The organism is Luteibacter aegosomatissinici (assembly GCF_023078495.1).
Classification (GTDB): Bacteria; Pseudomonadota; Gammaproteobacteria; order Xanthomonadales; family Rhodanobacteraceae; genus Luteibacter; species Luteibacter aegosomatissinici.
The window spans coordinates 2,755,011-2,774,840 of record NZ_CP095742.1; the positions used below are offsets into that span (position 1 = coordinate 2,755,011).

Here is a 19,830-nt window from a genome sequence, read left to right on the forward strand (position 1 = left end):
GCTAAACACCAACGCCTTGACCGTTTCCGCGCACCAACGAGGACCGTCTGCCAAGCGCGTCCCTCGACGACTCCGAATGCTCGGTCATTTTTTCGGACCTTTGTCTACCACCGCGCCGTCAAATCCTTTTCTCATAAGTGACTGATTTTACGAAAAGTGACTTCAGCTGGCGGAGAGAGTGGGGGACGGTTGTTCCGCACTACCCCAACGCCCCCGGGCCCCGCATCGGTGGGCCGGATTGTGGCCCGGAATCGTGAGGACGACGAGCCAAGTTGTCAACGCTCGGCATTACCGTTCGTACGGCCTCCTCTTGCCAAGATGCACATCAACGTCCCTTTGGAAGTCCTCACCGTGCCGGCCGGTCAGAAGATAGGCAAAAAACTCGCGCAGGTCGCGGCGCATGAACATGTAGTCCTCATACATAAGTGGCGCGACGGGTACCGCGCCATGGCGGCTTTTTGGATGCAGGGTCATGATGCGTTGCTCATACATCTCCCCAAAATACCGCTCGTCTGCGCCGGGGGCCGGCAAACCGAACGGCTCATTGAAATGACGGTGGACCCATTGCGCGGCGTCCCTGGCGGAAGGGTTGACGATGCCGGACTGGACCAGGTGTTCTTGGACAGCCGAAAACGAGGCATCCAGGGCAACGTAGCAGGCGGTGGTCGCCTCTTCCCTGAACTCCGGATGGCGGGAAAGCATGTCCGCTTTCATCAAGGCATGCATGCCCCGATAGACGACGTAGTCGACCGGGTTCAATGCTTCAAAGAATTCCGGAAGCCGATGGATGGCGAATTCGGAATGGGTCCATAGGTCATATGGTCGCTCGGGAGGACGAAAATGCCGGCGCACACGCTCTATTGCCAGCTGCTCCCGGCACCGCCCCATTACTAGGTCCCTGATTTCGGCAAGCACCGACGGGGAGTCGAGCTGAAGCCGCCGCGCATCGAGGAGGGGGCGAGACTCGATTTCCGGATAGAAGATTAGGCGGCTTCCGTTTCTGACCTCGCACAGCATCAGGGCAGAAACCAAACGCAGATGACCCGGCGACAAGCTCCTCAACTCGGTGAACGGCAGCTCTGGGTCGAAAATATCCCAAGGAACTCCGCGAACAACCGAAAACACCACTTCATCGTCCGCATGGAAAAGACTATCGGGAAGGACGTAGGTCCCCCTCGGATACAGGCCAAGCTCGCGGAAAATGACAATTTCATAGACCGGTCGGCGCTGACGGTGTCGGGCATCTGCGGAGTCAAGCCAACCGAGCTTTGCGCGAGTCCTCGCCATGCCCCCTCCATGTAGATTCCAAACTTCAAGTCGGCGTCGGGCAAACGGAAACCGGTTACCCGGCGGGAAACCATTGGTGGGATTCTCGACGCACGCGCGTGTAAAAGTACACCTACCGACGAAGAAGGCCGGCTCGCGCCGTCCTCCTCGTTCCACGTGTCACCCTTTGCTGGACCGGGGGTCATCGCTCCGCTGATACGTCCGCTCCTCTTGGAAGAGGCCGCACTCGTCGTGGATGCGGACGGATGCGTGTTTGTCGGCCATAAATTGCTTCATTTTTTGCATGATCTCGGCCTTGGTTTGAGCCGTCAGGGTGGCCCGCTGAGCACCATGTGCCCTGAGCTCCCAAATGCCACCTCTCTTGGTGATGGCATACCGTTTCAGAGTCACTGAATGTCTCTCCATGAAATTGGATGACACCACGGCCGCCTCTGGTTGACGGTGTGCAGGAGGACGCTGCACGTGGACATGCGAAACCGTCCCAGACCAACCCCACATTACCGTGGTGCTGTTTGGGCACGCCGGCCGGCTGGTCTAGACACCAAGCGGCTTTTTACGCTCGTCCTCAACATATCCACGCTCGGCGGCGGGGTCAACACAAGATATAGGGGATTTTTTCCAGCATCCTGCTTGGTTGGAACCTAGAGGCGCAAGCCTTCCGGCAGAGCTATCCCCACAGGGATGGTTCCCGCCTCGACCTCGGCCACCGCCAGGTCCACGGTCAGCCAAAAGACCCGGGACGCCGTCGCATAGCTGGTCCAGGCAAGAAAGACGAGGACGAAAACAAGCCGGCCACGATCGCCCACCCGGCGGCAGCATTCCGGGTGGCCTGGGCCACACTGCTGCCCAACACCCAAGTCAGCACCCACCAGGTGAGACCACCCCAGAGCAGGCCAACGACAGCCTGTAACCGGGCATTCCGTGCGATTGCCAATGGCTGAAGAGCGGCAATGGCCGACTTGACCCCAACCAAGCCCTCCTCGGTGGGACAGCGGTCCCGGACAAAGATGGCAAGGAGCAGGACGGCAGTCCGCTTGACCCCGTCCAGCGCACCGCCAGCCGGCAGGCGGAACACCATCGTTCCCATCGCCATCAGCGCCGCCGGCCACCATAGACCACCGGGCGAAGGGTGGCCGAGCGCACTGTCAAACAGGGCGATAGCGGAAAAAATCAGCCACCAGACGGGCACCATGAGGGCGGTCAGGACCAGCCGCTTGGTATTGAGACCAAGCCCGAGGAACAGAAACCCCGGCACATGCCAAACCGAGTCCATGACCACGAGGGCTTCAGAGGAGTGCACCTTCACCCGCTTGACCAGAAGGTGTTCGGCATACCTCAGCGTGTCGCTGGCCCGGTCGAAGACGGGGTCTAGGATGGAGGGGGCGGGCGTGACCGGCTCAGCTTTCACGGCTGGCCCAACTACACGCTGTGGCAGCGAGAGAGGATAGAAAAAGGGGCAGCAGAACCGCCGCTCCCTGGCGAAGTCTCGGATGCATGACATTCCCCTGTAACCGCCTATATCCGGCGACGGGGGTCAGTTTACTCCGCCCCGGCAAACCGCTCGTTATTTGCTCCAATGACCGAGGACCCACTCCCAACGATGGGTTCCGTAGTCCCACCGCCAGTGGGCCCGGACCCACTTCGTCTTGCCGATGGGGCGGACGGTCTGAATGTTCTGGATGCGCTCCGGTGGCTTCGGAGGACAGGGTGGACGTGGCGGCTGGGGACGGCGGATGGCCATTGGCTTCCTCTGTCACTCGATGACCGGCAGCGCCCCGCACTGGGGAAGCGCCAGCAGGTTGTCGTTCCAGTACCCATCTGCATGGGTTTGCAGGTAGGGGGCCTTTCCGGTGTCGTGCCGGACGCCAATCAGCGCCCTCTTTCCGGTGCTTGGGTCGATGACCACATACGCCTCATTGCCACCATTAATCCGGCGGATAACGGCCTCGCGGGTCATCCTCCAGCTCCCCTGCGAATTGCCCACATGGGTAATGTGCTCGTATCGACTTTCCGGGTGTGGCCTGATGATACAGGTCACCTGATATTCGGTCATGTCGTACTCCCCTGTCGAATTTGCGCTCGCCATCCGGCAATCCTCGGGGCGGCCTTCGCCGCATGGGGCGCCGGTCAGACGGCGGGAAGAGGATGGGCCTGAGAAGGACCGTTTGTCTGTCAGCTCTCACCTACGCCGAATTATATAGAGGCCGTCATCAAGGCCTCCGTCGTCAACCGCGAGGCGGTTTCCGGGGGTGGCCCCCGCTGCGCCGGCCAGGCGCCTTATGGTTGGATTTCCCGACATGTCAGACAGCGCCACCCAGCAGCGTTATCCTCTACGGGCAAGGCACGGTTCGTGCCCTGTCACTCAGAGGGAATCAAGGAGAGCGTGGTGACCGATACAGATGGCGTGTTGTCTTTAAGGAAGTTTAGCGATGTGAAGCTTTCGGACCCGTTCTTCGATTCACTGAAGGCGGACTATCCAGGTTTTGAAAACTGGTTCGAAAAGAAAAAGGACGACAAAGCCTTTGTCTCACTTGATGAGGCTGGGAACCTACAAGGGTTCCTCTATACCAAGCAGGAAACAGAGGAACTCACCGATATCACCCCCAGCCTCCCAGCGCTCCATCGCCTGAAGATTGGCACATTCAAGGTCAACGCTCACGGCACAAAACTCGGCGAGCGCTTCATAAAGAAGATTTTTGACATTGCTGTCGCCTGCAACGTCTCCGAGGTATACGTCACGGTCTTTCCGAAGCATGAAGGGCTTTTATCGCTTCTTTCTAGATATGGCTTCGAGAAGGTGGGCGAAAAGATGGTCAATCGGATGGCCGAGGATGTCATGTCCCGCAGCATGACCGCTTTGGGACCCACCGCCCGCCAGTCCTACCCCTTAATCCGGATAGCACCCACAACAAAGCACGTCCTCCTGTCCATTTATCCGGAGTACCACAGTCGGCTCTTTCCAGACTCGCTGCTGAAAACCGAAGACGCGTCGGTTATGGTCACTGACACATCGGCCACCAACAGCATACACAAGGTCTATCTGTGCAAAATTCCCGGCGTCGAGGACCTGAAGCCGGGCGATATCGTGCTCATCTATAGGACGAAGGAGGGGACCATCCCTGCCGAGTACAGTGCGGTAGCAACCAGTGCCTGTGTCGTCGAGGAATTCAGGTGGTTGAACTCGTTTCCCACCCTGCAAAGCTTCCTGGAATATGCCCTTCCCTACAGCGTGTTCACCAAGGAAGAGCTGACAAAGTTCTACACGGACAAGCAATACAACCGCGTCATTCGATTCAGCTACAACATCGCGCTCCCCAAGCGAATCATCCGGAAACGCCTCATTGAAGAGGTCGGATTTGACAGGGAGGCGCGCTGGACGTCTTTTCCAATTACGGAACAACAGATCAAACATGTATTGAAGCTTGGAGGTGCAAGTGCAGGTCTTATTGTCGATACACCCTGAGCATGCCGACAAAATCTTGTCTGGCCATAAGCGTTATGAGTTTCGAAAGAATTTTTTCAAGAATCCGGCCGTGACCAAGGTTCTCATCTACGCGACCATGCCGGTAGGAAAGGTCATTGGCGATTTTGAAATTGGTGAGGTGATAGATGGAAGTCCCAGCACTGTTTGGGAGACGACCAAGAATCACGCCGGAATCTCCCGGAAATTCTTCAGGTTGTACTTCAGCGGCAGGCAAAGGGCTATTGCGATTGGAGTGAGGAATCCCCGCCGCTTCGACCTCCCGCGCGCGCTCGATGAGGTCGAGGATGGAATGGTCGCGCCTCAGTCTTTCAGGTACGTCGACCCAGAGGTATCGGCGCACTGGTAATCCCTGGCGGTTTCGCTGTCGGGCGCAAGGCGCCCGCAGCGTTTAACTTCATCCCACATCCACTCCTCCCACGCCGACGTGTCCGATGCCGGCGCCAGCAGCCGGACCACCATGCGATGGCCGTGTTTGGTGGCCCGCCAAAGGGCCTCACTGTTCCGGGCATTGGGGTCACTTGGCGGAGAGAGTGGGATCCGCCTGATGCACTCTCCGCCAACGCCTACGGGCATTTCGGGGTGTACCGGGAAGTGTCCCGCGATCCTATCTTTTGGGTTATATCTGTCAACCCGTAAAATCATTTCATCCAGCCCCCTTGACGTTCTCCCCATCCAGAGTAGGGTCAAGGCAGACGCGGCATGTGTAACCACGCTTCCAGCCCACCGTGGCAGAGCATGGTGACGTTGACGGCCATCCTTCCGGACAACGTCTGTCGCGCCGATGAAGCCGCCCTTCGGGGCGGCTTTTTTGTTGTTGGTCCACATCCGTTCGGCACGCAGAGCGGCTGTGTGAAACGACGACGAGCAACAGGCACCGACCCAAGCGCCGCTCACAGACCCGGCACGTCCTTCTCATGAGGTTCAAAAGCGCACCCGGCATCGCCGGAAAACACGAACCCAGAGTCACAACCGCTGACGCAGCGGCCCCCTTCCCGAAATCAGGCATCTCGACCGTCCGAAGACATCCGCCAGCCGGGCCGCCAAGAATGCGTGAGGCTCCAAGGTGGGCGTCGTGAACCTGGGCTGTGGTTTTCATCGTGAAGGCGTGGGTAGTCATACTTAGACCTTCCGGTGTAGGCGACTTCCTACAGACATGGCCGCACGTGTTCGGCAGGATGCATAAGCGCCACCCAACCAAAGCCATCGGGGGAATCATGGGAAACAACGAGAAGACCAGCAAGCCTGTCGCCACGAAGGCATCGAACGTGCTCAGCAATCCCGCTTCGAGCAAGGCAGCGAAGACAGTTGCCGCCAGCGCCCTTGCCCAGGCGGGAACCTCGAAGGCAACGTCGGCAAAGGTCGCCACCGTCGCGGCCAAGGCGCTCGACGACGGGCGGAGCAGCAAGACGACCAAAACGCTGGCCGGCAGCGTGCTGACTCAGAAAAAAGGGAAGTAAGAACTCCAGCTGTGTTGCATGCGTGGTCGCCGAGGAAATGGTCATCCGTGACCATGCATGCAATTGGCCGGCGCGTGAATCCGCGCTACCGCCCTACACCAGCCCGAGTTCTTCCAGGCGAATGGCCATCGTGGTCAACGAGACCCGGAATATGGCGGCCAGGGACGGAAAGTGGCGCGTGTCGTACTGCTCAAGGCCGGCGAGGTGTCGCGAAAGCGAGCGGTCCGTCGGGAAGCGCTCGTCGGCGATGTCGAGGTTTTTCTGGCGAAGTGCAAATGCCGTTTCGTCGTTGAGAACGAACGGTGCGGTGCCAACGCGGTCCTCGAACCGTTCTCGGACCAGACGCTCGGGCATGAGGAAGTGGACGGCAAAGCGGTCCGCCTCAAACTCCGTAGGGCTGGTGGACGCGCCCGAACGATCGCGCGAGCGGTCGCGGTGGATGCCGCCGCCTTCGGGGTGGAGGACAGCGTGACCCAGTTCGTGAGCCAGGGTGAACGCCATCGACGGACCGGGGAACTGGCGTGAGAGGCGGATAACGCGCTCCCCCCGGTCGATGAGCCCGGCCACCTCCTGCTGACCCTTCTGGGCCTGCCGGAAACCAAGACCATCGGACATCTCCAGGCTGTAGCCGATGAGCTCGACGGCCTTTTCCGCATCAATGACTTCGATAGGGTCCGTCGGTGGCGTCCGCCAGAACTCAGCACGTCGGGTCCAGAGGTCGATGTGGAGTTTTCGTACGGCCGCCTTGATGGCCTCTTCCGTGTGCCGACGGCCTTGCCGGGCCTGCTGGGGCTGTTTCGCGAGGGCTGCGTGTTGGGGTTGCCCGGCCGCCTCCTCGATGTCCTCAATAAAGGCGTACGGGTCCTGGAGGTTGTGGCGAAGGGCGGAAATCTTGCGGAGTCGTGTATCAGTCACTGGAATCACCATTGTGGTTCTGGGACGGAGGCGAGCAAAGCCGCCCCGGCTAAAACAACGTGGTCCAACGAAACTGCAACAGCATTTCCCCTTCCCCTGGGAACGGCTTCATCATAAGCCCACCGGACTGCCCACGCTGCCTTGTGTAGACGCCCCGGATGCGCTATAGAGGTCGACCGTCATTCCAACTGTGATTCATCCGGTTACCGGACGAGCAGCACGACGCTACGATGGGTGTCTGTCCTGCGGCTTGCCTTCTCATGAATCCACTGTTTTCGCCATCGCTGTGCGTCGCCCTCCTTGAGGATGACGAGGCGTTGCGTGAGCGCATCATCGCGCCCGAACTGAAGACGTACGGGTTCGAGGTCCACACAGCGGGGCATCCCGTTGGCCTTGAATCCATCCTCGGGAACCACAGGGTCGACGTGGTCGTCCTCGATGTCGGGCTTCCCGACGAGGATGGCTTCAGCATCGTCCGGCGGTTGCGGAATACGCCGTCCCTCGGCCTCATCCTCCTGACGGCGCGGGATGAGACCACTGACCGTGTGCGGGGGCTTGAAGACGGCGCGGACGCCTACCTGACGAAGCCGGTTTCGGTCTCCGTCCTGGCGGCAACCATCCGCAGCGTGGCAAGGCGGCTGGCGACGGGGCGGCCGACCGAGCTGCCCGTGGCGCAACAGGTGCCGGACTGGACGCTCCGTGACGGTGGCTGGGTGCTTCGCTCGCCAGGCGGGCAGGCAGTTGCCTTGACGGCCCATGAGCGGATTGTGCTCGGGCTGCTCTACGAGCAACGCGGTGGAACGGTTGCCAGGGACGTCCTCATCCGCGCTCTTTCTGACGATGCACACGACTTCGATCCCCACCGTCTGGAGATGACCGTCCATCGGCTGCGTACCAAAGTCAGCCGTGTAACCGCCAGCATGTTGCCGGTGCGCGCGATCCGTTCGCGTGGGTACCTCATGCTGCAGCCAGAGGCCCCCTTGCCCGAAACCCCTTGACGGCGTCACGGGCGGCGACATCCGCTGCCGCTGTGCGCTGTAATGCAACGACGGCAAGGTCTCCCCAGCCTTTGAGGGGCTCCCCGGCGAGAATGACATCGAGGTCGTCTGCGAGGTGGTCGAGCAGCGCTCCGGCCTCCGCCGGTCCGGCCACAGCCACCACAATGCAGCCCATCTCCTCAAGCGATACAACCGACGCATCGCGTCGCCCTTCGTCACGTTCGACCACCAGGACGCGAAGCGGCGCCGGAGCAGCGTCCTCGCCACGTTCCGGCAGCCACAACCCGACCGTTGTCCCGACCCCGGGCACGGATGTGAGGGTTAGCTCCCCGCTGTTTCGCACCAGCATATCCTTGACCATCGCGAGGCCGAGTCCTGTTCCCTCCCCCGTCGGCTTGGTGGTGAAGAACGGCTCGCAGGCACGGACGCGCACGGCCTCCGACATGCCCGGACCGCTGTCGGCCATCTCCACGTTCACCCCTCTCGTGTTGCCCCGGTCGCTCCAGCTGAACTTCACCGCAAAACGTCCCGATGCGCCCATGGCGTCGCGCGCATTGGTCGCCACGTTGACGATGGCAAGGTCGAAGTGGCTGCGGTCCATCCAGACCATCGATGGCGCGGCCGACTCGACATCAACATCAACCCCCGGTGGGAATATCTGCCTGAGGACCGGCTGGATGTCAGCGACGGCGCGTGCGGCATCGAAGCGTTCCGGCGAGGTCCCGCCACGCCGCGCGAATGCGGTCAGACGCCGCACCAGTTCGCGCGCCCGCGTTGCAGCACCGCCGATGTCCCGGATGAGTGCGCGCAACTGCGCCGGGTCGTCAAGAGAACGGCTGCGCTCGGCTGCGCCTTCAACGATGGCAACGAGGTGGTTGACGTCGTGGGCAATACCAGCGGATAGGCGGCCGACGGTTTCCATGCCGTGTGCGTGGAGCGCCATGTCCTGGGCACGTTCGCGGGCCTCCATTTCCGTGCGGAGCGCCTCGTTGGCTGCAAGAAGCAATCCGGCGGATTGCCGCGCCTCTTGAAGGGCAGCACGCATCGCCCACACGCAGCGGTCAAGGACAAGCGTGATGACAAAGTAGCTCATCGACATCGATGGCGCATTCGCTGCGCCGAGCCAGGGTCGGGGGTACGCACGGGCTGTGAGATGGACCACATCGACAATGCCCCCACCCCACATCATCAGCACGATGAGACCGTAGATGAGCCAGAGCGACCTGCGACCAAGAATGAGGCCACCGAGGACGATGGTGAGCACCGGATAGGTCTGGTCGAGCATCTGCCGCGTCAGGCCGATGGACAGGTACATGACAGCGAGTGCGACGAGCATGGCCGTGACGAACCATTGCACCGCGCGCCGCAGGCGCCCCTGGCGGATGAGCCGGACGCACAACAATGCCGTTGTCCACACCATCACGTCGACGGCAAGGTCGATGGCCATGTCGGGGCGGACGGGGGTCTTGACCAGCAAGAGGTGATACGCCCAGTTGAGCGGCAGGGTCACCATCATGAACAGGAGCAGGAACTGGATTGCCGGCGCGTGACGGAACTCAACGGGGTCTTCGACAGGGGCCGCCTGCAACCAGGTCAGGACGGAACGGACAACGGGCATGGCAGGGCTCCGGAAAAAGTGAGCGTCCGTGAGGATTCCGTGCGCGTGCGTGCGTGTATTTCAGGGAGATGACGCCTATAAAAAAACCGCCGCCCCTGCGGCAGACCTGCCCTGCAGGCGAAACCAGAACCAACGGGGAAACCGAATGTCCTGCCCACCTTCCTTCCGGCACCCCCGTGCCGGACACGCACCACTGTTCCTTGCGCTTTGCGTCGCCGTTGCCCTGCCCGGCACGTCGAACGCCGCAAACCGCGATGGTACCGCGCCCTCGCCGCAAGCGCAGCGCACCCTGTCGGCCAATGCAGTCACCGGGAACTATTTTCAGGGAGACGGTGCAGGCGACGGGACCGACGATGCACTGGCCAGCGGTGCAGGCGCCGTGGCCGGTGGTGCGTCTTCGGTCGCGACGGGAGACGCGAGCACGGCACTGGGGTATTTCTCCCAGGCCTACGGGACGGGCGCACTGTCGCTCGGGAGCTTTTCACTGGCCGACGGACTGCATTCTGCGGCTGTCGGCGACAGCGCACTGGCCACCGCCGATTACGCATCGGCCATGGGCTATGGCAGCTCGGCAACCGGTACGTCAGCCCTTGCTGTCGGCGGTTATGCGGAAGGCACGGATGATTACGGCGTTGCCGTAGCCCGGCTGACCTCCGCCTCGGGTCAGGGCGCCACCGCCCTCGGCGCAGGCGCCGACGCAAGCGGTGATTTCTCCATCGCCACAGGGTTCGGATCCAATGCGGGAAGCGTCAATGCCACCGCCATTGGTACCGGGGCGCAGGCAACGGGCGCGAGCAGCGTGGCCATCGGCGGCGCAGGGCGGGATGCGACAGGCGCGCTCCTTGAGTTTGCACCGGGCTCTCCTCTTCTCGCCCCCAACGCCGCAGGGCTGGCGGCCACTGCCATCGGGTCCGGCAGCGAGGCGGCAGGCGACTTTTCCATCGCATTCGGTGCCGGCTCGTTTGCCGACGGTGCCTTCTCCATCGCCTCGGGCTACACGGCCTATGCGCCTGCGGTCGACAGCATTGCCCTCGGTCGCCTGTCGACCGCCACGGGTGACCGGAGCGTATCGATCGGCATGTTTTCCCATGCCGTTGCGCCGGAGACCACAGCGGTCGGCGGCGCGCTCGATATCGCCTTTGGGTCTTATCAGGTAACAAGCGCCCTGGCTGCACGTGCCTCGGCGTTCGGCGGAGGTGCAATTGCTTCGGGCGTCTCGTCGACAGCCCTTGGAGCTCAGGCTCAGGCCTCAGGGGACGACTCCATTGCCATTGGCACGTTTGCCTCAGCCAACCTCGGTGCGAAAGGCACCATTGCGATCGGGGCGTATACCCAAGTGGATGTCACAGACGGTGTCGCACTCGGCTCGGGCTCTCGCAACTACCGCGAAGGGACGGTGTCTTTCGGCAGCGACGGGTCGGACGGTTCGAGCGTGGTTCGCCGCCAGTTGACCAACGTCGCCGATGGCGCGGATGACTTTGACGCGGTCAATCTCGGCCAGCTCAACCGGGCGCTGTCTGCCATTGGTGGGCCGGGCGCGAGCTATCTCATCCAGGGGACCGTCTACGACACCCTCCAGGATGCGTTTGGCGCGGTCGACCGCAACCTGACGGACCTGTCGAACACGCCGCCCACCTCGCCATCCGTGCCATCGGGCAACGGTCCGGGGCTTGCCGTGGGTGCCGGCAGCAGCGCAAGCGACGGCACGTCGGTTGCGGTCGGCAACAACGCCTCGGCACCGGCCACCAACAGCGTGGCCATTGGCGCGGGGTCCGTGACCACAGAGGCGAGCACGGTCTCCGTCGGCTCAGCGGGCGCCGAGCGACGAGTGACCAACGTCGCCGCTGGCGTGCATGGAACGGATGCGGCCAATGTCAGCCAGATGGATGAAGCGCTGACCACGGCGCGGTCGTACGCCGACCAGGGCGATGCGGCGACTCTTTCCCGCGCCAATGCCTACACCGACACGCGCATCAGCACCGTCGGCGTGACCCGGAGTGAGTTCGACAGCTTCCGCGACGACACCAACCATCGCTTCCAGTCACTCGACAGGGACATGAAACGCTCCGGTGCAATGGGCCAGGCCTCGACGCAGATGGCCATCAATGCAGCCGGTGCGACCACCCCTGGCGGACGCGTGGCCGTGGGCATGGGCACACAGGGTGGCCAGCAGGCGTTGTCGGTAGGCTACGCCCGGAGCCTCGGCGAGCGCGCTCACGTGAGCATCGGCGGCGCGTTCAGCGGTTCTCAAAACTCGGCCGGTGTCGGCTTCGGTGTTGACCTGTGAGGATTCCCATGCCCCCCTTCCGTCTCCTGCCGCTCATGGCAGCGCTCCTTGCCTGCCAGAGCGCCCTTGCCTCACCCGCGTTCCAAACGCGACTCATCGTCCGCATGAAGCCGGGCGTGGCCAGTAGTGCAACCACCGCCGCCACGGTCGTCTCGCACGCAGCAGGCGCACGGCAACGGACCGGGACGCCCTGGTCCATCGACCCGGTGCGTACCCTTGCGACGGGCGCGCACCTCGTGGCCATCAACCACACGGTATCCAGCCAAGACCTCGCCGCGCTCATCTCGTCCATCGCGGCCGACCCCATGGTTGCCAGCGTGCAGCCTGACCATGTGTGGCAGAGGGCCACGGCCGCCACGCCGCCGGATGATCCGTACTTTGCCCGCTACCAGTGGCACCTGCGGGCCGGCAATGGCGCCATGGAGACAATCGGGCGTGACACCAAGCCGGTGGCCAACCTCGGCGGCATCGATGCCGTCGACGCCTGGCAGGTGGGCACGGGAAACGGAGTCAGCGTTGCCGTTATCGACACGGGACTCACCCACCATCCGGACCTTGATTTGACGCTGGGAGATGCCGGGTACGACTTCATTTCCAGCGGCTTCATCTCGGGGCGCACGACCGATGAGCGAGCCCCCGGCGGGTGGGATACCGGCGACTGGACCAGTGGGCCGCCCTACAACACACCCGATGGCTGCACCACGCCCGATGCGGCCGAGGACAGTTCGTGGCACGGCACCCATGTGGCCGGCACCATCGCTGAGCTGACCAACAACGCCACGGGGATGGCGGGTGTGGCGCCTGGAGCGCGGGTGTTGCCCGTCCGTGCACTCGGCCACTGCGGCGGGTACGAATCCGACATCGCAGATGCCATCGAATGGGCGTCAGGCGGCGACGTCGACGGGGTACCCGACAACCTGCACCCTGCCGAGATCATCAGCATGAGCCTCGGTGGCGAGGGCATGTGCTTGCCCGACACACCGGAAGCCATCGCCATCCAGGATGCGCTCGCGCGCGGCGCGACCGTGGTGGTGGCTGCCGGCAACAGTGCAGCGAACGCGGCGGGGTACTCGCCGGCGAGCTGTCCTGGTGTCATTACGGTCGGCGCCGTCGGCGTCGGCGGCGGGCGCGCGTTTTATTCCAACTGGGGAAGCGCGGTGACTATCGCGGCGCCCGGTGCTGGCGTGTATGCGGGGGACGCCGCAACCGGGGACCTGGTCGACGCGGGGTTCGTGTGGTCGACCGTCAACACAGGCACCCACGAGCCGATCGAATCTGCCGAGGGCTACGCCTACGGCGGCATGGCCGGAACCTCCCAAGCCACACCGCATGTGGCAGGGACTCTTGCGCTCATGGTCGCAGCTGCCCGCGCGGCCCACCTGCCAACGCAGACCCCGGCGCAACTGAAATCGCTCCTCGTCAGCACGTCGCGACGTTTTCCGACGACACAAAACCCAGCCGTGGGTGCGGGCATCATTGATGCGACTGCAGCGGTCCATGCAGCTGCCGGCGTGCCGCTCCCACCCCCGCTCACCGTGCTTGCGCGAAACCTACCGGTAACCAATGAGGCACTGCCGCAGGGTGGCTCGTCCGCGTATGCCATTGATGTCCCGAATGGCGCACGTTCCCTCACGGTGCGCACCACCGGTGGGTCGGGGGATGTCACGGTGTATGCGCGAGTTGGCCAATTGCCGGCCTTGGACGGGTCAGATGCCACGCTCGTGCCCCGCCACCCGGGCAATGCCGAGGTCGTCGCAGCGAGCATTCCTGCACCTGGACGTTGGTTCATTCGCGTTGTGGGTGAAGCACAGAGCACAGGCTTCACGGTGCTTGGTTCGTTCGCTCAGCCCTAGCAAGACGCGCAAAGTCGAGCAGGCGATGCCTTCATCATGAACCAAGCGTGCGATCGCCCCGACCCGTGGTGCACCGGCAATGCGCCGCAGGTCACAGTTCCCGCCATTGCATGTTGCCGGACGCATGAAGCGCAGCGTGCGGTGACAATTGTGCAAGCGGGATGGTCCCCTCCCGCCTAGGTTGGGCCGCCGCCCGCGCACGTTCGCGTGGGCCCGTCGCCTGGACCCACTCATGCCTCTGTTTCCCCGGACCGTTCTGGTCCTTACTCTGCTCCTTGCCCTACCGCTCGATGGCGCCCTGGCCGCGCCGCCCCCAGCCGTATTTGCCGGGGTTTCCGCAAGCGCGATCCGTGGGCCGGGCATAGCGCATACGGCGGCTTCTCGGGTCGTCTTGCCCATCGAGGTGCTTGGTGACGGTAATCCCCAGTCGCCCCTTGTCAGGGATGCGGGATTTTCGCTTCCGGCTGTTGATGCTGCCGCCGCGACGTCGCTCTGGTTTGTCTGCCACCCGTGCGGCTTTTTTGGCGCGCCGGAGTTTGAGGCGACCGCGCATACGCCGGTGAAGGTCAAAGCCAGCGTGCTGGCGCTGGGCGGCGCTCTACCCTCAGACACGACCATCCCATGGACCGACATCACGGATGCGACGTTGACAGGCTGATCGCCAAAGCACCCCAGATTTTCGTGTCGCAGGGTTGCCCGGCCCAAGCAGGAGCCAGATCCCCTGATGAGCAGCCTGCGGGCCCTACGCCTTCTTTGCCCGGATCCGCTTCATCAGCTCCCGGGAAAAGGCCTCGAACCTGATATCGAAGGCATCGCAAAAATCCAGGACCTGCAGGAGGTCGACGCCACGCCGGTTCTTCTCGATGTCCGACACATAGGTCTGGGGCCTGTCGAGGGCCTCGGCCACCTCGCCCTGCGTCAAACCCCGGACCACGCGCAGCTCCCTCAAATACGCAGTGAGGATGGCGTGCCGTTCGCTGTGCACAGAGGTTCGTTTCATCAGCCGTACCCGGATGGTCGGCATGGAACCTATATCTGATGAACAGTTACGTTTAATTCAGGATTTTTACCTGATTACTAGATACTCTGTTCGCGCCTGGCCCTCAACAGGCCGCCGGGCGCGCGGGTTCGCCCCTCCCGGCGTTATTCATCAGGAACGCCGCATGCCGCCGCCAACCCGCGCCGAACGAGGCACCTGGTCCGCAACCCATAGCGCCCCGGCCCTCCCGGGCGAGCCCCCTCCTGTTCACAACTGAGACCCCATGCCCCACGAACTCGTGTGGACGGCCGTTTCGCTGGCCGTGATTACCGCCGCCTGTCCCGCTCTGAGGGAATCCTGCGGCCACCTGGCATCCAGGCTCCCTCCAAGGGTGAAGGCAGCGGGTGTGTCGGTTGTGGGTACTCGCGTCGCATCCATCGGCAGGAGTGCTGCGCAGGAGCTGGGGACCTGCCTTCCGAACGCCAGCATCGGAAGCTGCGCGAAGGTCGCCATCCCCATCCTGGGGGTCAGTCTGGTCACCGCACTGCTCATCCACACACTCCGCCGACGACGGCTGATGAACGACGAGCTCCCGGGCGTCTCCATTGGCTTTGCACTCGATCGCACACGCCGCTGCGTTCGCATCGAGCAAGCCGGCGACCGTCCAGGCCATGACGTCCCCTTTGGCCAGGTGCTCGTCACCGTGAGCGTCCGCACGGTCAGGGGAACCAAATTCGCAAGGGTGATCGTCAGCCAGTGGCCAGCTGCCCACGGCAAGCACCTCTCACCGGCCGACGCGCAACAACAGGTCAGAGCGCTTGTCTCCGCCGACGTCTCCCCCCGCTTTGCCCGGGACATCAAGGCCTGGCTCCGGCTCCATCCGTTCGTCACACCCGATGAAGTTGCCTTCAAACGGGCCTGGAAGGCCGAGGTCGCAAGCCTCGTCCGTGAGTGCCGTGACCAGAGGCTTGTCACAGACCCACCTGCCGTTGAGCTCATCGATGTCCAAAGCGGGCCGACCATTGCCTACCTCGTCATCGAGGAGGATGGCCGGGTCTATGGGGCAGTCGGAGGTGAACCCAACCTGGAGCGAGTCGTTGACCCGTTGATGTCCGATGGCTGCCGTGAGGTCAAGGCTGTCGTTGGTGACTATGCACCGGCATGGACGCTGACCGACCACCAATTTGAGCGGCTCGATGCGATGCGACAAGCCGGCCTCATCGGTCTCGTCAACCGTCATCCGGGCTGATAACGCCCACTGGCCAGGGCGCGACAGGGCAACTGCTGCAAGCGTACCCGTCAGGGACGTGGCGCGAGGGAATCGATTCGGCGCACCCGGCTCCGCCAAGGCGCCTTCTTCGCCCTGGCTGCATCGATGTCGTTTTCGTGATGCCAAAACGCGCATCATTCCCTCGCTCGCTCCATCGTCATATCCCAAGCTTGTGGAAGAAAACCTTGTTTCTCATGTCCGCATCCTTGAGAACCTTCTCCCAGCTCAACACCTCAACATAGAGATTGATGTTCTCGTACCAGTTGAACCAACCGAGGCCGTCCGGCATCGGCTTGAAGTTCTTCTCCCTTTTCAGCCAGCGCTTGACCTTCTCCGTAAGGTCACAGATGACGTAACCGTAAAACGGTGTGTGCTCGGCCACGTGGATATTCCGGCCAGTGGGCGTTTGATATTTTCCATCGTGAATCTTGTTCACATAGCGGATGATTTGCTCTACGGGGTCTTCCTTGGAGGACGGGTTGACGAAGTCATCCCTCTGCGGCCTCTTGAACTCAAAAACGATGACGGGGTTACTTGCCTCGTTGTCTGCCCGGAACGCCACTCGCTCATTGAACGCGATGATGTCAGGGCGGTCAGACTTCCCTTTGTTCAAAGGAAGGTCGGACGCAAGATACCGCGTGAACGTCAAGCGCTCGTCGAGGAGCCACAGATTGTGGTCCCAATATCCGACGCTTTCGCTGTCCGCTCTCGTCGGATGGATTATGCGATGAACAACGCCCTCGTCCCCGTAGTCGCCGCTGGCCATCAGCTCGAGGCTCTTCTGGAAGAGGTCCAGGACATTTTTGCGCAAGGCAACGTAGTGGACGAGGTCGTTCTTGCTGGTCTCGGAAATTCGCCCGACCACCTCGGACACCGTCGTTCCGAAATCACCAGAGCTTCCGTCGGTCAGGATGCGCTTGACGTCGCGCCGAATTTTCGCCTCCTCCCGGAATTTCTCCTCCTGCAGCCGAGCCTCAATTTGTTCATTGGACGGGTTGTAGGGAAACTCCGTCAGGTCGACTCTCGGGAGAAGGGCCTTGTGCCACGGCGCATCCCGGTCAACGTAGGTCGCCACCTGCGCTTCCTTTCTCTTCTGGCGGGAGGCGACCTCAGATTCGATGGCAAGACGTGTCAGCTCTGCAGCCTCCCTTTCTATCTGATTTTGCGAGATACCGAAGAGGGCGTCATTTTCCTTATGGAACTCGAATCCACCACGCTCGAGCGACACATGGTCGTTGAGGCATTTGCTGAATACATATGTCCGAATGACATAATTCCGTCCCTCATCTGCGCTCCCATCCGACCGCTTCTCGTAGAACTCTTCGGAGAATTCAGGAACATAGTTCTGCGTCGGCGTTTCGGTGACCTCGCGATTGTGCGCCACCAGGCTTATCTTGCTCTTGGTATTTCTTGGCGAGAAAAATTTGAAGATGCGAACATCAAAGTCGTGCTTGTGACCGTTGACATCGATTGCGAACGAGCGCGTACCAAGCGAAACCTCAGTGATTACCGAGTTCTTCTCATTGAGGTAATTATTGAGGACGATTTTGTCACTGCCGTCCGCCTCCGCCAGGGTTACCGTTGGGCAGACGTAGTTCTCATCGATGAAATAAGGAAGGAGCTTTTCGACGATTCCTTTTGCGATGGTCGGAAGCTTCTTGTTTAAGCGACCTGCCTGACGCACGGACGAGAGTGAAACCACTGTCCCGGTCTCATTGCGAACGGCAACGGATACTGATTCATTGACGATTATCTCGGTTTCCTTTCCCATCTCGAATCGACGTCGAGCAAATGTGCCATTGCTGCGATAGGTGCTGTCAATGGTGACACTGTCGAAATACTTGAGGCAGGTGAACCGACCGAAGCCCTTGCCGCCGATGCTTATCTTGTTGTCGGTGTAGAGGGTATCGAACGCGTTCCTGTTGACTTCATCAAAACCGATGCCATTGTCCTCGACCATGATGGAGTCGACCGCAGGAATCGCTCCATCAAATTCGACCTCCACCTGGGGCGCACGCTTGACGATGATTCGCACATAGCCCTCGCTGGGCTTCCCTGCCTCCACAGCCTGAATGGCATTGACGACAAGCTCGACCACCGGCGTGTAGACAGTCGTGCCGGTCTTGATGTTCTCGACGGCACGCTTGATGTTGACGTTGCTCACAGTAACCACTCCTTGTCGTACGGTGCCGATATACCCGCGTGTCAATATAGCTTCTCGTCCCTCGGCCGGACAGCACGCCTCCTGGAACCGCGCAGCTCATCTTGCCGATATCATCGGTCGCTGCTGCGCCTGACATCCTGTGAACCCGCCTCTTACCAGCACGACCGCCAACCCCGGGGTTAGCGGCGGGCACCGGCACCTGCGCGATATGGCGTCACCATCGCATCGGCGAGCGCACACACAAACCGGTAGCGGTCGACGTGGAAGAGGCTCCGGTCAGTCGCATCCAGCCGCCCGACAAAGAAGAGCCATCCCTTGATATCGCCTTTCTTGCCTGCCTGCTCCTTGGCTTCGTCATACGCAGCCCCGCATTCGGCCAAAAACGCCTGCTGCTCACGCCGACTCCAGCCAGCCCAGTGGAGCCGCACCCGGAACGGTGATTTGAACTCGCGCGCCGCGTCGTCCCACTCGCCGGCATTCAGCATGACCTCGCACGCCTCATCACTTTCAACCGGTTCGGCCATCCACCGGAGCGGTGCATAAAACAGCGCAGACACCTCGCCGGTCTTGCCCAGCGTGCTCTTGGCATGGCGAAACACCTCCGCATACGTGCTCCCTTGCACGCCGGGCACCCGAAGCGGCATCGCGTCGCGATCAAAAGGCATGTTGAGGAACGCCCGGCAGATGGGGCGAATCGTCTTGACGGTGTGACCATGGTAGAGCCCAGACGACCCTGCCCTGTCCGTGCGCCCGCCAGCCGCGCCCCCGCGAACTGGCCCGAGTCCAACACCGACCTCTCCGGTGACCGGCCGGTCGTCCGTGACGACGAGGCTGCTTGGAAACGGCACGGGGAATCCCTGAGGCGTGCCGATACGCTGGGTCCTCGCCCGGGCCGTGATCTTCTCCTCACCGCCCACCCTGCAATCCCTGGCGTGTTTCTTCTCCGGCCCGACCCGGAAGTAGGGACGCTTGAGATTGACCTTACGATCGTAGGAGGCCGGAAAAAGCTGAAGTTCGCACCCTGGGCAGACGTACCCTTCCGGATTGACCGATTCCATCGTCCAGAGTTCTTCGGCCTCGACCAGCTCGCGGGTCACTTTGTCACGTGCAGTGTCCAATGTTGTCCTTTGGTGGCAAGGGCGGCCGCACCGATTGCCAAAACGTTGTGATGCTGCAAACGACAAGACGGCCTGTCGACCTGGCGCTACATCCTGGTAACGGCAGTCGCTTCACTTTCTGAAGTCATATCGAGGGCGACCGGCGTGGACTGCCTTCACTATCCGTTTCTCACGACGCGAAGAATGGCCCCTTTTCGCAGCATCGTTGTCCGATTTTCGAACCAAACATGCAGGTCATTCCGATCTCGCCCGACCAAACCTGGTGTCACCAGGCCCCGAGCCGATGCCCGCAACCTTGGGGCCAAGCTCGTTCGGGGGAGCCGCCAGGGGAGGACTGGCGGCTGGTCGGCCATCCGGGTGGACCACGCGCAATCCAACATCGACCGATCATCAACCTGCG

The 19,830-nt window shown here is 62.0% G+C and carries 17 protein-coding genes; 8 read left to right on the forward strand and 9 right to left on the reverse strand.

What is annotated here, in order from left to right:
• Positions 1 to 288: 288 nt before the first annotated feature.
• The 4 genes from L2Y97_RS12410 to L2Y97_RS12425 form a co-directional block, all read right to left on the reverse strand.
• Entirely contained in the window at positions 289 to 1,287 is a 999-nt protein-coding gene (locus L2Y97_RS12410) for a hypothetical protein (RefSeq protein WP_247426866.1), read from the reverse strand.
• 159 nt (positions 1,288 to 1,446) lie between these two features.
• A complete protein-coding gene (locus tag L2Y97_RS12415) occupies positions 1,447 to 1,785 on the reverse strand; it encodes a DUF2188 domain-containing protein (protein ID WP_343218372.1) in 339 nt (112 codons plus the stop codon).
• A 223-nt stretch (positions 1,786 to 2,008) separates the two neighbouring features.
• Positions 2,009 to 2,695, reverse strand: coding sequence for a hypothetical protein (locus L2Y97_RS12420; protein ID WP_247426868.1), 687 nt, complete (start codon positions 2,693 to 2,695; stop codon positions 2,009 to 2,011).
• A gap of 345 nt (positions 2,696 to 3,040) precedes the next feature.
• On the reverse strand, positions 3,041 to 3,340 hold the full coding sequence (locus L2Y97_RS12425; protein ID WP_247426871.1) for a DUF3892 domain-containing protein: 300 nt from the start codon (positions 3,338 to 3,340) through the stop codon (positions 3,041 to 3,043).
• A 333-nt stretch (positions 3,341 to 3,673) separates the two neighbouring features.
• Between L2Y97_RS12425 and L2Y97_RS12430 the strand changes: the two genes are divergently transcribed.
• The 3 genes from L2Y97_RS12430 to L2Y97_RS12440 all read left to right on the forward strand — a co-directional run bounded on the left by L2Y97_RS12430 (position 3,674) and on the right by L2Y97_RS12440 (position 6,228).
• Positions 3,674 to 4,750 carry an N-acetyltransferase gene (locus tag L2Y97_RS12430; RefSeq protein WP_247426874.1) on the forward strand — a complete coding sequence of 359 codons (1,077 nt, stop codon included), beginning with the start codon at positions 3,674 to 3,676 and terminating at the stop codon, positions 4,748 to 4,750.
• The gene (locus tag L2Y97_RS12435; protein ID WP_247426876.1) at positions 4,722 to 5,117 is read left to right on the forward strand and encodes an ASCH domain-containing protein; all 396 of its coding nucleotides are present in this window, start codon (positions 4,722 to 4,724) and stop codon (positions 5,115 to 5,117) included. The genes L2Y97_RS12430 and L2Y97_RS12435 overlap by 29 nt, the downstream gene beginning before the upstream one ends.
• 829 nt (positions 5,118 to 5,946) lie before the next feature.
• Positions 5,947 to 6,228 carry a hypothetical protein gene (locus tag L2Y97_RS12440; protein ID WP_247426878.1) on the forward strand — a complete coding sequence of 94 codons (282 nt, stop codon included), beginning with the start codon at positions 5,947 to 5,949 and terminating at the stop codon, positions 6,226 to 6,228.
• Between the two features lie 93 nt (positions 6,229 to 6,321).
• Here L2Y97_RS12440 and L2Y97_RS12445 read toward each other — a convergent pair whose 3' ends face one another.
• Positions 6,322 to 7,155, reverse strand: coding sequence for an ImmA/IrrE family metallo-endopeptidase (locus tag L2Y97_RS12445; RefSeq protein WP_247426880.1), 834 nt, complete (start codon positions 7,153 to 7,155; stop codon positions 6,322 to 6,324).
• A 248-nt stretch (positions 7,156 to 7,403) separates the two neighbouring features.
• Here L2Y97_RS12445 and L2Y97_RS12450 point away from each other — a divergent pair, with 248 nt between their 5' ends.
• Positions 7,404 to 8,141, forward strand: a complete 738-nt coding sequence (locus tag L2Y97_RS12450) for a response regulator transcription factor (protein ID WP_247426883.1) — start codon at positions 7,404 to 7,406, stop codon at positions 8,139 to 8,141.
• Here L2Y97_RS12450 and L2Y97_RS12455 read toward each other — a convergent pair.
• Positions 8,101 to 9,759, reverse strand: coding sequence for a sensor histidine kinase (locus L2Y97_RS12455; RefSeq protein ID WP_247426886.1), 1,659 nt, complete (start codon positions 9,757 to 9,759; stop codon positions 8,101 to 8,103). The genes L2Y97_RS12450 and L2Y97_RS12455 overlap by 41 nt on opposite strands.
• A 145-nt stretch (positions 9,760 to 9,904) precedes the next feature.
• On the opposite strand from L2Y97_RS12455, the gene L2Y97_RS12460 reads away from it, so the two are divergent.
• From L2Y97_RS12460 to L2Y97_RS12470, 3 genes are all read left to right on the forward strand, one after another.
• Positions 9,905 to 12,046 carry a YadA family autotransporter adhesin gene (locus L2Y97_RS12460; protein WP_247426889.1) on the forward strand — a complete coding sequence of 714 codons (2,142 nt, stop codon included), beginning with the start codon at positions 9,905 to 9,907 and terminating at the stop codon, positions 12,044 to 12,046.
• Positions 12,047 to 12,054: 8 nt separating this feature from the next.
• Positions 12,055 to 13,899 carry a S8 family serine peptidase gene (locus tag L2Y97_RS12465; RefSeq protein WP_247426893.1) on the forward strand — a complete coding sequence of 615 codons (1,845 nt, stop codon included), beginning with the start codon at positions 12,055 to 12,057 and terminating at the stop codon, positions 13,897 to 13,899.
• A 232-nt stretch (positions 13,900 to 14,131) separates the two neighbouring features.
• A complete protein-coding gene (locus L2Y97_RS12470) occupies positions 14,132 to 14,557 on the forward strand; it encodes a hypothetical protein (protein ID WP_247426895.1) in 426 nt (141 codons plus the stop codon).
• A gap of 84 nt (positions 14,558 to 14,641) precedes the next feature.
• Here L2Y97_RS12470 and L2Y97_RS12475 read toward each other — a convergent pair whose 3' ends face one another.
• Positions 14,642 to 14,923, reverse strand: a complete 282-nt coding sequence (locus tag L2Y97_RS12475) for a helix-turn-helix transcriptional regulator (protein WP_247426898.1) — start codon at positions 14,921 to 14,923, stop codon at positions 14,642 to 14,644.
• A 532-nt stretch (positions 14,924 to 15,455) separates the two neighbouring features.
• Between L2Y97_RS12475 and L2Y97_RS12480 the strand changes: the two genes are divergently transcribed.
• Positions 15,456 to 16,127 carry a hypothetical protein gene (locus L2Y97_RS12480; RefSeq protein WP_247426901.1) on the forward strand — a complete coding sequence of 224 codons (672 nt, stop codon included), beginning with the start codon at positions 15,456 to 15,458 and terminating at the stop codon, positions 16,125 to 16,127.
• Positions 16,128 to 16,305: 178 nt separating this feature from the next.
• On the opposite strand, the gene L2Y97_RS12485 is transcribed toward L2Y97_RS12480, so the two are convergent.
• Both L2Y97_RS12485 and L2Y97_RS12490 read right to left on the reverse strand, forming a co-directional pair.
• Positions 16,306 to 18,312: an ATP-binding protein gene (locus L2Y97_RS12485; RefSeq protein ID WP_247426903.1), complete on the reverse strand. Its 2,007-nt coding sequence runs from the start codon at positions 18,310 to 18,312 to the stop codon at positions 16,306 to 16,308.
• A 179-nt stretch (positions 18,313 to 18,491) separates the two neighbouring features.
• A complete protein-coding gene (locus tag L2Y97_RS12490; RefSeq protein ID WP_247426905.1) occupies positions 18,492 to 19,409 on the reverse strand; it encodes a hypothetical protein in 918 nt (305 codons plus the stop codon).
• Positions 19,410 to 19,830: the final 421 nt, after the last annotated feature.

Excerpts from the sequence above, each read along its gene's own strand:
- L2Y97_RS12470 (WP_247426895.1), top strand. The coding sequence starts at position 14,132 with ATGCCTCTGTTTCCCCGGACCGTTCTGGTCCTTACTCTGCTCCTTGCC.
- L2Y97_RS12465 (WP_247426893.1), top strand. The coding sequence starts at position 12,055 with ATGCCCCCCTTCCGTCTCCTGCCGCTCATGGCAGCGCTCCTTGCCTGC.
- L2Y97_RS12475 (WP_247426898.1), bottom strand. The coding sequence starts at position 14,923 with ATGCCGACCATCCGGGTACGGCTGATGAAACGAACCTCTGTGCACAGC.
- L2Y97_RS12445 (WP_247426880.1), bottom strand. The coding sequence starts at position 7,155 with ATGGTGATTCCAGTGACTGATACACGACTCCGCAAGATTTCCGCCCTT.
- L2Y97_RS12455 (WP_247426886.1), bottom strand. The coding sequence starts at position 9,759 with ATGCCCGTTGTCCGTTCCGTCCTGACCTGGTTGCAGGCGGCCCCTGTC.
- L2Y97_RS12440 (WP_247426878.1), top strand. The coding sequence starts at position 5,947 with ATGCATAAGCGCCACCCAACCAAAGCCATCGGGGGAATCATGGGAAAC.
- L2Y97_RS12450 (WP_247426883.1), top strand. The coding sequence starts at position 7,404 with ATGAATCCACTGTTTTCGCCATCGCTGTGCGTCGCCCTCCTTGAGGAT.
- L2Y97_RS12410 (WP_247426866.1), bottom strand. The coding sequence starts at position 1,287 with ATGGCGAGGACTCGCGCAAAGCTCGGTTGGCTTGACTCCGCAGATGCC.
- L2Y97_RS12415 (WP_343218372.1), bottom strand. The coding sequence starts at position 1,785 with ATGTGGGGTTGGTCTGGGACGGTTTCGCATGTCCACGTGCAGCGTCCT.
- L2Y97_RS12425 (WP_247426871.1), bottom strand. The coding sequence starts at position 3,340 with ATGACCGAATATCAGGTGACCTGTATCATCAGGCCACACCCGGAAAGT.
- L2Y97_RS12480 (WP_247426901.1), top strand. The coding sequence starts at position 15,456 with ATGAACGACGAGCTCCCGGGCGTCTCCATTGGCTTTGCACTCGATCGC.
- L2Y97_RS12460 (WP_247426889.1), top strand. The coding sequence starts at position 9,905 with ATGTCCTGCCCACCTTCCTTCCGGCACCCCCGTGCCGGACACGCACCA.